Source organism: Winogradskya consettensis (genome assembly GCF_018332715.1).
Classification (GTDB): Bacteria; Actinomycetota; Actinomycetes; order Mycobacteriales; family Micromonosporaceae; genus Actinoplanes; species Actinoplanes consettensis.
The window spans coordinates 103,113-116,812 of sequence record NZ_BOQP01000028.1 but is presented as its reverse complement, the minus strand read 5'-3'; the positions used below and the strand labels follow the sequence as shown (position 1 = coordinate 116,812).

The window sequence follows — 13,700 nt, the reverse complement described above, 5'->3', positions numbered from 1 at the left end:
GCCGGGGCCCAGATCCGACTGGCTGCCTGCAGGCGGCCGACTCGGACGCTGCTCGGCTGGTGAATGCGAGGCTGTCTGACGGCGCCCTGGTTGCTCCGCAAAGTAGTCGGCGCAGGCCGAGCCCGATGATTGACGATGTAACGGCCGCCGTGATCAGGCCGCCGATGACCCTGATAGCCGCTACGACGGCGACTGGCTGTTCGGGTTGCCGCAACGATGGCGAAGCCCAGGAAGACGGCGAGGCCGACGAGTCATTCGAGCGCCGTGGTCACGATCCAGCTTGCCGGGCCGAGGGCGACATTCCGATCGCGTACGCCAGGACTGTGGCGGCCGCGGGGTCGAGATCCAGCGGCGTGCCGCCGATCGCAGCAGCGTGCCGTAGCGCGGCGGCTTGAGCGAAGCCACGCTTCGTGCCGCGTGCGGCCTCGGCTGCAGGATGGCCGCGAGTGCGGTCATGGCGGAGGCGTGAGCCGTGAGCGTGCCGGTGACGGCGGGTACGGCGAAGCCGATGAACTCTCCCGCTGTGACGGTCAGGAGCCAACGCTGGGACAACGAACTCGGCGAAGCTCGGAGGGCGTCCGGGAATCGCAGCGCAGCTCGACGAATACGGCAGGCTCCGCTCCGGCCGTTCTGGGAAATCGACGACGATAGAACGAGGCGGCCTCGCCGGTGCCATCAACGACCTCGCCGACGACGTGGTGCGATTCGCCGTCCAGCCAGACCTCAGCGGAGGCGGCCCGCCGGAAGTGTCGCCACCAGCGTTTGCGTCCGGCATTTCCCACGAGGACAACGAACCGTTCGCTGTCCTGCGCTGCTTGGACAGGCAGAGTGATGGTGGCACCGGTTGTCGAGACATAGCGGAGCAGCACCACAGACCGAGGCAGGACGTGACTGATCGGTGACTGCAGCACCGGCACCATCCATCTGGTAGATCCTGGACTACCGGACTGACGCGTCGTCATCATCGTTCACCTCCCTAGCCCCTGCCTGCCGAGCTGACAGCCCTGGTCAGCGCCGGGCGAGACGGCGAATGCCGGAGACGGTTCCTTCGACGCCGGCCGCGACCAGAACGACGATGATCGTGCTGGACAACGGCAGCAGGACGGCGTAGCCCGCCGCGATCAAGTTGCGCTTCAGCATGGTGGCCCTCCTCGTGAGTGCCTGCTTTGTTGACACCTCCAGGAGACCGCGTCCGCTCCTCCCAAGTGCAGGGCCGGAGGGCACCCCGTATCCGTTCGATAGACCTCACCGTTGCGGGCCTTTGGGCCCTGACCACATCCCCGGCCAGCGTCTTAGCGTCACTATGGGGGCTACGGGAGTTTTCCAAACTTGGGAGCCGAGATGAACGTCCTCAGGAGGATGTTGTGCTCAATCGGCCTGCATGCGGGGCAGTGGTTCCTTCCCGGCAGTCGATGCGAGAGTCAGCGGGTCTGCACCGTATGTGGAAAGTTGAGCGAGAAGGTTCGCCACAGCTGGACCGAGTTCGCGTACGTTGCTGCCGGAGGATGCGAGCAGGTTCGCCGCTGCGAACGATGCAGTGCTACGGAGTCTCGGCCCGAGCACGATTGGGGACCGTGGTTCTACACGAACATGGAGTTCAGCGCTCCGCAGGCCCACAGGTGCCGCCGGTGTCATCAGACGGAGAAGACCATCTACACGATGCGATAGAGCAGGCCCATCTCAACGTGGCGGATCAGCACGGTTCTCTCTCGAGTCCGCTGTGGGTACCGGCGATCCAGGTGCGGTATCCGCCGTCAAGGTTGACCGCGTTGCGGCCGAGCCCGTTGAGGAGAGCAGCGGCGGTGTGGCCCCGCACGCCGACCTGGCAGTAGACGATCAGGTCGACTGCAGGGAGTTCACCGAGCCGGGTGCGCAGCTCGTCGACCGGAATGTGGATTGAACCGGGGATATGGCCGGCTTCGTACTCGTCGTCGGTGCGTACGTCGAGGAGAGTGGCTCCGGCGGCGATCTCATGCCACTGGACGGTGCGTTCGGTGCCCGACATCAGGTTGTCGGCGATGTACCCCAACATGTTGACGGGATCCTTGGCCGAGCCGAACGCCGGGGCGTACGCCAGTTCCAGGTCAGCGAGGTCGGGAGCGGTCAGGCCTGCGCGCATGGCGGTGGCGAGGATGTCGATGCGTTTGTCAACGCCCTTGCCGCCGACCGCCTGTGCACCGAGGATGGCGCCGTCTCGCGGGTCGAAGATCAGTTTCAAGGACATCGGGTCTGCGCCCGGAAAGTAGCCGGCGTGTGAAGCCGGATGGGTGTGGATCATCTGGTAAGGCCGGGCAGCCGCGCGCAGGCGTTTCTCGTTCCAGCCGGTGACGGCGATGGTCAGGTCGAAGACCTGCACGATCGCTGTGCCGATCCGCCCGCCGAGGTGCACCGAGTGGCCTGCTATTGCGTCAGCCACGAGTCTTCCCTGCCGGTTGGCCGTGTTGGCCAGCGGGATCAGCTGAGGTCTGCTGTCGGTGGCGTCGATTTTCTCCACCGCGTCACCGACGGCGTAGATGCACGGGTCGCTGGTACGCATGCCCTCGTCCACGGCGATCCCGCCGCGCGGGCCGATCGCCAGGCCGGCGTCGCGGGCCAGATCCACTTCGGGACGGACACCGATGGCCAGCAGGACGACGTCGGTATCGATGAGTTCGCCATCGTCGAGTTCGACGGCATCAGGGAGAACTTTGGCCAGATTGGCACCCAGACGCAGAGTTACTCCATGTCGCGACAGTTCGGCGTGCACGGCGTCCGCCAGTTCCGGGTCCAGCATGCCGAGAACCTGAGCGTCGCGCTCGACCACCGTCACCGCCATACCGCGGTGGGCCAGGTTCTCAGCGGTTTCCAGTCCGATGAATCCACCGCCGACGACGACGGCCGTGCGAGCGTCGGTCAGCGCGGCCCGTATCTGGTCGGCGTCAGCCACCGTGCGCAGGGTCAGGGCTCGCTTGATTCCGGGCAGCTCGGGCACGATGGGGACGGCACCAGGGCTGAGTACCAGACGGTCGTAGGTTTCTTCGTACTCCCGGCCGAGTGTCAGGTCCCGCACTCGTACCGTTCGACGGTCCCGGTCGATGGCGAGGACCTCGGATTGCACTCGTACGTCGAGGTCGAAGCGGGCCTGCAGGCTCTCTGGCGTCTGCAGCAGCAATGCCTGGCGCTCGGCGATCACGCCACCCACGTGGTACGGCAAGCCGCAGTTGGCGTACGAGACATGCTCGCCGCGCTCGAACACCACGATGATCGCCTGAGTTGACAGACGGCGCAGCCGGGTTGCCGTCGACATTCCACCGGCCACTCCACCCACCACGATCGTCTTCACGGCTCCTCCTGTGCGGCTGGCGTGAACTCACTCTCCGAACATACCCGCGGGGGTATGCCAGAGGGGCAGAGTCGTTAGTCCCCTCTTGTGGCATGGCGATCGTCCACCGTTCGCCGGCAACAAGCAGCAGGTGAGGACTGGATCAAGAACGTCAAACGCCAGTTTTCTTCGAGGCCTTCAACTGGACAGGCTTCCTTGCCGGCGAGAAACCTTTGCCACGGCAGTTACTTGGGGTGACTGGTTCCACTCTCGATTCCGGTACCCCGGGGGGTATGCTCGGCTGTGGAGGTGGGCGACGTGGAGATGGACGCCAAGGTGCTGTCGAACCCGTTGATGCGGCTGAAACGCGCGAACGGACAGCTGGGAGCGGTGATCGCCATGATCGAGAACGGTGACGACTGCGAACGGGTACTGACGCAGCTCGCTGCCGTTTCACGCGCGCTGGACAAGGCTGGCTTCAAGATCATTGCAACGGGCATGCGGCAATGCCAAGAGGCTCGCGAGCGCGGCGAGCAGCCACCCATGAGCGAAGAACAGCTCGAGAAGTTGTTCATGGCCCTGTCCTGATCGTCTGACTGTCGATGCCCCGCACATGTGGGGCCTCTTCAGCCTGCCCACATCCCACCAGTCCGTCCGGCACATACCCCCGGGGGTATCCAACTGAGCCATTGACGTTGCCGGTCATCCGACCGTCCGGAGCCGCGACGCGTTCATTGAGCTCACCAACCCGACCAGGCGTAAACACCGAAAGGAGAAGGCGGATGTCACTTATTGAGGTTGAGGTCGTGGAGACCTCGTCGCTCGGGGACCGTAGCTACCTCGCCCACGACGGACGGGTGGCGCTGGTAGTTGACCCGCAACGCGATATCGACAGGGTGCTGGCGTTGGCCGGCCGGCTCGGGGTTCGAATCACCCACGTGGCCGAGACGCACCTGCACAACGACTACGTATCCGGCGGGCTGGCCCTGGCCCGCGTTGCTGGTGCGACCTACCTGGTGGCCGGCATCGACACGGTCGGCTTCGAGCGGCTACCGGTCGCCGACGGCGACGTGATCACCGTGTCCGACGCGATCAGCGTCACGGTTGTTGCCACACCGGGGCACACCTTCCACCATCTGTCGTACGTGCTGCACAGTCCCGACGGACCAGTGGGTGCATTCACCGGTGGATCCCTGCTGTACGGCACCACGGGGCGCACGGACCTGCTCGGCCAGCAGCGTGCTCACACCCTGGCCGGCCGCCAGCACCACTCGGTACGCCGCCTCGCCGAAATACTGCCCGACGGCGCTGAGGTGTGGCCGACACACGGATTCGGTAGCTTCTGCTCCGCCACCCAGTCCGACGCAGATGCCTCGACCATCGGGCGGGAGCGGCGGGTGAACCCTGCCCTACGCCTCGAGGCCGACGACTTCGTCACCGAGACCCTCGCCGGGTTGGACGCCTACCCTGCCTACTACGCACACATGGGAGCACGCAACGCCGCTGGCGCCGACCTGCTCGACCTCACCCCCGCACGCCGCGCCGACCCGGTTGAACTCGCCGACCGGATCACCGCCGGCGAATGGGTGGTCGATCTACGCACCCGTAAGGCATTCGCGCACCGACACCTGGCCGGTACCTTGAGCTTCGGACTCGACGGGCCCATGTCGACCTGGCTCGGCTGGATGGCCCCTTGGGACACCCCGATCACCCTGCTCGGCGACAACGAGCAGCAGATCGCCGACGCCCAGCGTGAACTGACTCGTATCGGTATCGAACGGCCCGCCGCCGCAGCGACCGGCCGGCCCGAGGACTGGGCCGCCGGCGACGACGCTCGTTTGGCCGAGCTCCGTACGGCAACGTTCGAAGATCTGGCCTCGGCTCGCCGCGGAGCCGTACCGCACGGACTTCCTGCGCCCGAGGTACTGATCGACGTACGGATGACCAATGAATGGCGGGCCGGCCACATCAACGGTGCCGTGCACATCCCCCTGCCCGAGCTGCCGCACCGGCTCGCCGAGGTGCCCACCGGCACCGTGTGGGTTCACTGCGGCTCAGGCTATCGCGCTGCCGCCGCTACCAGCCTGCTGCAACGAGCCGGCCGCGCGGTGGTGCACCTCGACGACGCCTATGAAAAAGCCGCCGATGCCGGCCTGACCATCACCAGCACCGAGGAGAACGCGTGAGCAGCGGCGACCCGGCCGCGGTGCAAGCAGCCGACCTGAGCCATCTCATCACCACCGGGAACGCTCCGCGCCTCATCGACGTGCGTACGCCCGCCGAGTTCGAAACCGCGCACATCCCAGGCTCCTACAACGTGCCGCTCGACCTGCTGCGCGAGCACCGCGACGAACTCCGCGCCCACCTGGACGAACAGGTCGTCCTCGTCTGCCGGTCCGGGCAACGTGCCGTCGCCGCTGAAGCAGCACTCGCCGCAGCCGGTCTGCCCAATTTGCGCGTACTGCACGGCGGTATCACCGCCTGGCAGGCGGCCGGCGCCCCTCTGCGCACTGGCGTACCCCGATGGGATCTCGAACGCCAGGTTCGGCTGACCGCCGGGTCAATCGTGCTCATCGCCGTCCTGATCAGCCTCCCGGTGCCGGCGGCGAAGTGGGTCGCGGCGGTGGTCGGCGCGGGGCTGGCACTTGCCGCGGTAACCAACACCTGCGCCATGGGAATGCTGTTGTCTCGGCTGCCTTACAACCGTGGACCGCGAACCAGCCTCGACAAGATCGTTTCTGATCTGGCCGGCCCGCAACCGTGACCGCCGCCATCGGCCTCGGCACGCTCATCGGCATCCTGCTCGGACTGCTTGGGAGCGGCGGCTCCATTCTCGCCGTCCCGGCCCTGGTCTATGGAGCCGGACTGCCACTGAGCACCGCGGTACCGACGTCATTGCTGGTGGTGGGGATCTCCTCGGCCGCCGCGCTGTTGCCACGGCTGCGCACCGGGCTGATCCGTTGGCGTATCGCAGCGGTCGTCGGCGCCGCCGGCGCCGCCGCGGCGTTCGGCGGGGCCGCGGTCAACCGGCTCCTCGATCCGCGCATGGTGTTGCTCGGATTCGCCGCCCTCATGGTCGCCGCCGCTGCCCGGATGCTGCGCGACGACGACAAATCCGGCGGCGACTGCGCACTTCCCAGCGGCGGCGTCAACTGGCGCGGCTGCCTGCCGAAGTCTGTCGGCGCCGGCATCGCCGTGGGATTCCTCACCGGTCTGTTCGGCGTCGGTGGAGGATTCCTCATCATTCCTGCGTTGGTCGTGCTGCTCGGCCTGCCCATGCCGGCTGCCGTCGGCACCTCATTGGCGATCATCGTCGTCAACTCCGCCGCCGGGTTCGTCGCCCACGCCGGCGACGCCACCCTCGATTTCCGCGTCACCGGCGCTTTCACGGCCGCCGCGATCATCGGCTCGCTCGTCGCAGGCAGATTCGCCTCACGGCTACCGGCACGGCGACTCAGCCGGGCGTTCGCCTACCTCATCCTCGCCATTGCCCTCTTCGTCCTCCTCCAAGCTGCTGTCCATCCGCCGGTCAGCTGAAGGCGATGCCTGAGCTGTCAGTCGCCAGGACCGCCGAGAAATCCTCTCGTTCTGAATCACCGATGCCAGGGTGATGGCCGACTGGTTGGGACCTTCGACCCTGACCCGTCCGACCACAGCCTGCAACCGTGGAGAAACGCTACGAGTCCGGAGGTTCTGCCATGACCAGGCCAGCAGAAGACGTGACCCGTGCCGAGGCGCGCACGGCTCTGGAGATCGCTGCCCGGGCGTCGCTGCGTGCTCCATCGGTGTTCAATACACAGCCTTGGAAGTGGCGTCTCATCGGTGACGTCCTGGAGCTGGCGTCCGACCCGGGCCGCCGTCTGGGCGTCACCGATGCCGAGGGTCGGCTGCTCCTGCTGAGCTGCGGTGGCGCACTGCACCACGCTCGAATCTCACTGGCGGCGGGCGGATGGTACGCAGAGGTGGACCGCTTTCCCGAGGAGGGGCACCCCGACCTGCTCGCCCGGATCCGTGTCCCGGGCCGCACCACGCCGGACCCGGACGCCGGGGAACTGGTCGCCGCCATCAGCCGGCGCCGCACCGATCGCCGCGCCTTCGGTGACCGACCGGTATCCGAGCGAAGCCTGACCCGCTTGCGGCGGCTTGTCGAGGCTCAGGGCGCCTATCTGCACCTCGTGCCCGATGACCGAGTGCCGGAGCTGGCCATCTCGGTCGATGAGGCCGCCGACGCCAACTACTTCGACCCGGCCCACACCAGTGAGCTCACCGACTGGACACATCGACCGGCGTGGACCGCCGACGGTGTGCCGCCTACGACCGCCGTCGAGCCCAGCCTTCGGCGGGTACCAGTGCGCAACTTCCTGCCGGACGGCTCGCCCGGTCTGCTGCCCGGCGTCGACCACGACGAAGGCGCCGCGTACGTCATCATTTTCGGCACCACCGACCAGCCGGGCGATCTGCTCCGCGGCGGGGAGGCCATGTCCGCCCTGCTCCTGCGAGCAACCGCCGACGGCTTGGCGACCGCTCCCATCAGCGAGGCAGTCGAGGTGGCCTGGCCACGGCGCCTGCTCGGCCGGCTGCTCTCCGGGGTGGGCGAGCCCTATCTGGTTGTTCGGCTCGGCTACGTCGAGGCGACCGATCCCGTCCCTCCCTCACCGCGCCGTGCGCCCGCCGACGTGATCCGCATCGAAAACTAATCCGTCGTCTCTGGGTCTCTTGGCCTGTTTCAATGCAGTATCTTCTGCGTTCTCGCAGCTCAAGCAGACCGCGGATCGTCGAGTTTCTTCCCGCGACCAGCGCTCTGCCGGTGACGGCTGCTCGAGGACAAGCCTGTACCAGACAGGCGGCAGACCAGCCGCGACGGCAACCGAGGTCAGAGCATCCGGACGGCTTCGGAGCGGGCGACGGTGGCGGTGCGGGCGGTGCTGTGCCAGGTGAACTCTCGGACGGCGTCAACGGAGAAGGCGTAGGCGGGTCCGGTGACAGCGGCGGTGAGCTCGCCGCATTCCTCGCCGGGATCGACCTTCTGCCGTACCTGCTCACGCTAACCACCGGGTCGCTGAAATTCTTCGGCGTGCCCGCGACAGCGGCGTCGCCGCCGCGTCAGCGAACCCGGTACATCCGCCGGGCAGGGACCATCGGCCCTACCGGCCCCGCGGATCCAGCGTCACGATTGCCGGGACGGCCAGGGAGGCACCAGGCCGGGGCATCCCGGATCCGATCGTCCACAGGCCGCCGATACGACCGGCTGGTCCAGCACAAACAGCGGAGGTTGAGATGACGGCCATTGCCAGTGCACCCGTGGTAGTAGGCGTCGACGGGTCACCGTCAAGTCTCGACGCCGTCGAACTGGCCGCGACCGAAGCCCAGCTGCGTCGTGCCCGGCTGCACATCGTCTACGCATTCGTCTGGCCGGCTGCGTTGGTCGCCGCACGGCCGGCTACGGAAGGCGCGCCCGAACCGGCCACACTGGTCCGGGCCCACGCCGACGCGATCGTCGCCGAGGCGAAAACCCACGCCGAGAAGGTAGCGCCTGAGGTTCCGGTCACGACCGAGGTAGCGGACGGGCCGGCGGCGTACGTGATGCTGCAACGCAGCCGCCACGCGGCAGTGGTCGTTGTCGGTGACCGAGGTCTGGGCCGCTTCGAGGGCATGCTGGCCGGCACGGTCGCCACCCAGCTGTCCACCTACGGATCCAGTCCGGTCATCGTGGTCAAGGGCGCTTCGAAATCTGAGGGGCCTGTGATCGTCGGCGTCGACGGCTCCGCGCGGTCGTTGCGGGCGCTTGAATTCGCCGCCGACGAGGCCGCACGGCGCGGCACCGAACTCGTGACCGCGCATGTTTGGCGCACACCGGCAGGAACCGGACCGGGCGCCATAATGCCGCTGGTCTACGACATCGACCTGCTCGAGGCCGACGAAGACCGGAAGCTGTCGAAGATCGTAAAGAGCCTTGCCGACCGCCATCCCGGCCTTCCGATCCGGCGGAGGCTGGGTCGAGGCTCGGCCGGGCCGGTGCTGGCGTCCTGGTCGCATAAGGCGCAGCTGCTGGTCGTCGGTGATCGTGGCCATGGCGGCTTCGTCGGTCTGTTGATCGGTTCCGTCAGCCAGCATCTGATCTTTCATGCCGCCTGCCCGGTCGCGGTGGTCCGCGACGAGCAGCAATCAGACTGAGCTCCTCACTTCCAACGGCGTTCCGCCGCACGCCGAACCTGCGGCCGCTCACGCCGCAGAGTCGTGGTGATACCGCCCATCGCGTTCCTGCCCAGCCCAGTCGCTACGCCGAGGATCGGCCACGGCGAACGCTCCGGCGACCAGTACGCGCGAGTCTGTCCGTGGCTATGGTCGTCTGGGGCGCGGTCGGGATCGCACTCACGTGCGCCAGCGTCGCTGCCACCGTCAGCGCAATCACCTTGAAGCTTCGCCGTCGGCAGACCCGCTGAGTTCGCGGTGAGTTCCGTCTAAGACGTCGGCAAGAACGCGTGTCACACAGCGCAGGCCTTCGCTCAGCTGCCTGAACCGGCCGGTCCGTAGAGGGGCCGGTTGCCTCTGGCGGGGCGTTCAGGAAGAGAACACCCTCGAACCGAGGGATGTCCTGTAAACCGGCGTCAGGAGGCGGGAAGCTCATGGGCAGGACCGCAGTACGGGTATTGGTTGGCTATGACGGATCGTTGCCGGCGGGCGTGGCGATCGAGGAATGTGCTCGGCTGCTTCCGGGCGCCCATGCGGTGGTCGTCCATCTGTGGACGCCTCCGTTCGCCAGCGAGCAGCTACGGCGGCGGCTCTGGAGGGGAACTCAGCAGGTCGACGCGTTCGTCGCGGCCGTCGAGCGTGAAGGGCAAAGAGAATCCGATCGGGTCGCGGGAATGGGCGTCGCCCTGGCGCGGACCGCCGGGTGGACAGCCGAACCTTTGACGGTGCGCTGCTACGGCGGTGAGGGATTCGAATTCACCGAGGTCGCCCGCAAGGTCGACGCGGATCTGCTGCTGTTCGGATCCCGCGGACTCGGCGGCACTCGAGCCGTACTGGGCAGCGTGTCCGACATGGCCGTGCACTACGCCACCCAACCGGCGCTGGTAGCGCCGTACCCGCTGCTCGCCGCCGACGACGAGGCCCTGAACCAAGGCCCCGTGCTGGTGGCCTGGGACGGATCCGCCGGAGCCGCCAACGCTCTAGCCGAGGCCGTGCGTTTGTGGCCGCAGCGCCAGATCGTGCTGATCAGCGTCGACCATGACGTGGAGCCGGTGAGTCTGGCCGGCGAGCCTGCGATGACCGTGCAGCGGGTGAACAGTCGCCACGAAGGTTCCGCACCCGCGATCGCTGACGCCTTGGCCGCGGCCGCCCGGGATCACCGTGCTGCGGTGATGGTGCTCGGCTCACGGGGCCGATCCGCGGGGCGCGAGCTCATCGTCGGCAGCGTCGCCATGAGCACATTGCACCGGGCGCACCGCATGGTCATGATCGTGCATAGCCGTGAAGAATCCGGCACCGCCACCGCACCCGGTTCGTGAACGGAGGCGACGAGATGGCCGGTCGTGTCATCGTCGGATTCAACGGACCTTCCGCCGTGGCGGCCGCGCTGCGGTGAGCAACGGACGAACCCCCGGACTGCGCCACGTGCCGTTCGCCGCCCACACGATCACCGGCCATCACCGCGACACGACAGGCTGCCCGCACAGCTCACCGACGGCTACCCGGTGTCGGTACAGCACCGGACGCGCGGCCCCACTACGTGTCTGCGCGCCGCTTGTTTCCCAGGTCGTCCGGCAGTTGCTCCGCGCCGGACGACCTCACCTGCACGTGCAACTCCAAACTGACGTCGCAGCGGTGCGCTCAACACAAGGAGGGACGAGACCGACAGGTTGACGGCGGCCCCGAGCTTCGGAGCCGCCGCCAACCGGAGCCAGTGCTTACTTCGCTGTGGTGTCCAGCGACCAGTTGCGAACCTCCGGCATGTCTTCTAGATGTTCGATGACGTACGCCTCGTGCCGCTTGAGTTGCGCCTCGCACCACGCCTTCAAGTCGGCGGCGCCGCGGGGCAGGCGGTGGGCGTTGTTGATCGCGTCCATCACCAGGTGGTAGCGCGACGCCTTGTTGCGGACCGTCATGTCGAACGGCGTGGTGGTCGTACCCTGCTCGATGAAGCCACGCACCCGGAAGCGGTCGGCGTCGGGCCGGCCGTGCACGAGCTGGTGGATGGCGCCCGGGTAGCCGTGGAAGGCGAAGACCACGTCGACGGTGTCGGTGAACAGCTCGGTGAACTGGGTCCCGCTCATGCCGTGCGGGTGGTCCTTGGGCCGCGGCAGCGTCATCAGGTCGACGACGTTGACAACCCGGACCTTGAAGCCGGGGAGCCGGTCGCGGAGGATCTGCGCCGCGGCGACGGTTTCCATGGTGACTACGTCGCCGGCGCAGGCGAGCACGATGTCGGGATCGCTGCCGTCGTCGTCGGTGCCGGCCCAGTCCCAGACTCCCGCGCCGCGGGTGCAGTGCTCGATGGCCTCGTCCATGGTGAGGTACTGCAGCTGCGGCTGCTTGTCGATGACGATCAGGTTGACGTACGACCGCGATCGGAAGCAGTGATCCGCGACCGACAGGAGTGTGTTGGCGTCCGGTGGCAGGTAGACGCGGGCCACGTCCCCCCGTTGGGTGAGCACCACCTGGATCAGTCCAGGGCCCTGGTGGCTGAAACCGTTGTGGTCGTTGCGCCACGCCGTCGAGGTGAGCAGCACGTTGAGGCTGGGCACCTTTTCCCGCCAGGGCAGGTTCTTCGCTTCCTGCAGCCACTTGCCGTGCTGGACGGTCTGGGACGCGCTGACCATGGCGAAGGCCTCGTAGGTGGCGAACATGCCGTGCCGTCCGGTCAGGTTGTAGCCCTCGAGCCAGCCGTGGCAGTTGTGCTCGGACAGCACCTCCATCACCCGCCCGTCGCGACTGATCGCCACGTCGCCGGGGCCGACGCGCTCCATGAACGCGCGGTCGGAGACCTCGAAGATGGCGCCGAGGCGGTTGCTGTTGGTCTCGTCGGGGCAGAACAGCCTGAAGGTTTCCGGGTTGCGGGCGTAGATGTCGCGCATCATCTCGCCGAGCCGGCGGGTCGACTCGGCGTGCTCGGTCGCCGGCTGTGTCACCGGGAAGGCGTAGTCGCGGAAGTCGGGCAGGTCGAGATCGCGGGTCAGGACGCCGCCGTTGGCGTGCGGCGAGGCGCTCATCCGGAGATCGCCGGCGGGCGCCTGTTCGCGGATCAGAGCGGTCGGCGCTCCGGTCGCGTCGAAGAGCTCCTCGGGGCGGTACGACTTGAGCCAATGCTCGAGGATCGCCAGGTGTTCCGGGTTGTCCCGCACTCCGGACAGCGGAACCTGGTGCGACCGCCACGAGCCGGTGACCCGCACGCCGTCGACCTCGTCCGGTCCGGTCCAGCCCTTGGGTGAACGGAGGACGATCAGCGGCCAGACCGGCCGGGTCCCGTCCCACTTGCCCTCGCGTGCCGCAGTCTGGATGGCGTGGATGCGTCCCCACGCCTGCGCGAGGGCGGCGGCGAACCGGAAGTGCATGCCGGGCAAGTCCTCACCGGAGACTTCGATGACGTCGTAGCCGTGGCCGCGCAGCAGTTCCTGCACCTCGTCGGCGTGCTTGCGGGCCAGCACGGTGGGGCCGGAAATCTTGGCTCCATTGAGGTGCAAAATCGGCAGGACCGCCCCGTCGCGGGCGGGGTTGATGAACGAGACACCCTTCCAGGAACCCTCGAGCGGGCCGGTCTCGGCCTCACCGTCGCCGACTACCGCGATAGCCAGCAGGTCCGGGTTGTCCATGACGGCGCCGAACGCGTGCACCAGCACGTAGCCAAGCTCGCCGCCCTCGTGGATCGATCCGGGCGTGGTGACCGAGACGTGGCTCGGGATGCCGCCGGGGCTGGAGAACTGGCGGAACAACTTCCGCATGCCGTCCTCGTCCTGGGTGATCTGCGGGTAGATCTCCGAGTATGTGCCCTCCAGGTAGCCGGCAGCGACCAGTGCCGGGCCCCCGTGGCCGGGCCCGGCCAGGTAGATGGCCTGCTGGCCGGTGTGGCGGATCAGCCGCGATACGTGGGCGTAGATGAGCGACAGGCCCGGGCTGGTCCCCCAGTGTCCGAGCAGCCGGGGCTTGATGTGCTCCGCGGACAGGGCCTCGCGCAGCAGGGGGTTCGCCTTGAGGTAGATCTGCCCGATGGTCAGGTAGTTGGCGGCCCGCCACCACGCGTCGAGGCGGGCGAGCTCGGCCTCGTCGGGTTCGGCCAGGGTCTGCAGCAGGTCGGACACAACCGCGGTCACGGCGATTCCTTTCGGAGGATCTTTGTCGTTGTGTCCGACCGTAGGGCGCGGGCGTGTCCTGCCCGTAGGGCCGGAAGCCAGCGCCGGTG

General features: G+C 67.6%; 11 protein-coding genes. 7 read left to right on the top strand and 4 right to left on the bottom strand.

Annotated features, from left to right (window positions below; all coding sequences use genetic code 11):
* Window positions 1-530: 530 nt before the first annotated feature.
* The 3 genes from Aco04nite_RS25855 to Aco04nite_RS25850 all read right to left on the bottom strand — a co-directional run bounded on the left by Aco04nite_RS25855 (window position 531) and on the right by Aco04nite_RS25850 (window position 3,322).
* Complete coding sequence (locus Aco04nite_RS25855) at window positions 531-920, bottom strand: hypothetical protein (protein ID WP_212999843.1); 390 nt, start codon at window positions 918-920, stop codon at window positions 531-533.
* Window positions 921-1,008: 88 nt separating this feature from the next.
* Window positions 1,009-1,140, bottom strand: coding sequence for a hypothetical protein (locus Aco04nite_RS49710; protein WP_280519381.1), 132 nt, complete (start codon window positions 1,138-1,140; stop codon window positions 1,009-1,011).
* A 553-nt stretch (window positions 1,141-1,693) separates the two neighbouring features.
* Window positions 1,694-3,322 (bottom strand): FAD-dependent oxidoreductase, encoded by a 1,629-nt coding sequence (locus Aco04nite_RS25850; protein WP_212999842.1) that lies wholly within the window; start codon window positions 3,320-3,322, stop codon window positions 1,694-1,696.
* Between the two features lie 303 nt (window positions 3,323-3,625).
* Between Aco04nite_RS25850 and Aco04nite_RS25845 the strand changes: the two genes are divergently transcribed.
* The 7 genes from Aco04nite_RS25845 to Aco04nite_RS25815 all read left to right on the top strand — a co-directional run bounded on the left by Aco04nite_RS25845 (window position 3,626) and on the right by Aco04nite_RS25815 (window position 10,812).
* Window positions 3,626-3,889, top strand: coding sequence for a metal-sensitive transcriptional regulator (locus Aco04nite_RS25845; RefSeq protein ID WP_438874940.1), 264 nt, complete (start codon window positions 3,626-3,628; stop codon window positions 3,887-3,889).
* 194 nt (window positions 3,890-4,083) lie between these two features.
* Entirely contained in the window at window positions 4,084-5,487 is a 1,404-nt protein-coding gene (locus Aco04nite_RS25840) for an MBL fold metallo-hydrolase (protein ID WP_212999840.1), read from the top strand.
* Window positions 5,484-6,065 carry a rhodanese-like domain-containing protein gene (locus tag Aco04nite_RS25835; RefSeq protein ID WP_212999839.1) on the top strand — a complete coding sequence of 194 codons (582 nt, stop codon included), beginning with the start codon at window positions 5,484-5,486 and terminating at the stop codon, window positions 6,063-6,065. The genes Aco04nite_RS25840 and Aco04nite_RS25835 overlap by 4 nt, the downstream gene beginning before the upstream one ends.
* Window positions 6,062-6,838: a sulfite exporter TauE/SafE family protein gene (locus Aco04nite_RS25830; RefSeq protein WP_212999838.1), complete on the top strand. Its 777-nt coding sequence runs from the start codon at window positions 6,062-6,064 to the stop codon at window positions 6,836-6,838. The genes Aco04nite_RS25835 and Aco04nite_RS25830 overlap by 4 nt, the downstream gene beginning before the upstream one ends.
* Before the next feature lie 161 nt (window positions 6,839-6,999).
* Window positions 7,000-7,998: an Acg family FMN-binding oxidoreductase gene (locus Aco04nite_RS25825; RefSeq protein WP_212999837.1), complete on the top strand. Its 999-nt coding sequence runs from the start codon at window positions 7,000-7,002 to the stop codon at window positions 7,996-7,998.
* A gap of 580 nt (window positions 7,999-8,578) precedes the next feature.
* Window positions 8,579-9,475 carry a universal stress protein gene (locus Aco04nite_RS25820; protein WP_212999836.1) on the top strand — a complete coding sequence of 299 codons (897 nt, stop codon included), beginning with the start codon at window positions 8,579-8,581 and terminating at the stop codon, window positions 9,473-9,475.
* Between the two features lie 452 nt (window positions 9,476-9,927).
* Window positions 9,928-10,812 carry a universal stress protein gene (locus Aco04nite_RS25815; RefSeq protein ID WP_212999835.1) on the top strand — a complete coding sequence of 295 codons (885 nt, stop codon included), beginning with the start codon at window positions 9,928-9,930 and terminating at the stop codon, window positions 10,810-10,812.
* A 399-nt stretch (window positions 10,813-11,211) separates the two neighbouring features.
* On the opposite strand, the gene Aco04nite_RS25810 is transcribed toward Aco04nite_RS25815, so the two are convergent.
* On the bottom strand, window positions 11,212-13,611 hold the full coding sequence (locus Aco04nite_RS25810) for a phosphoketolase family protein (RefSeq protein WP_212999834.1): 2,400 nt from the start codon (window positions 13,609-13,611) through the stop codon (window positions 11,212-11,214).
* Window positions 13,612-13,700: the final 89 nt, after the last annotated feature.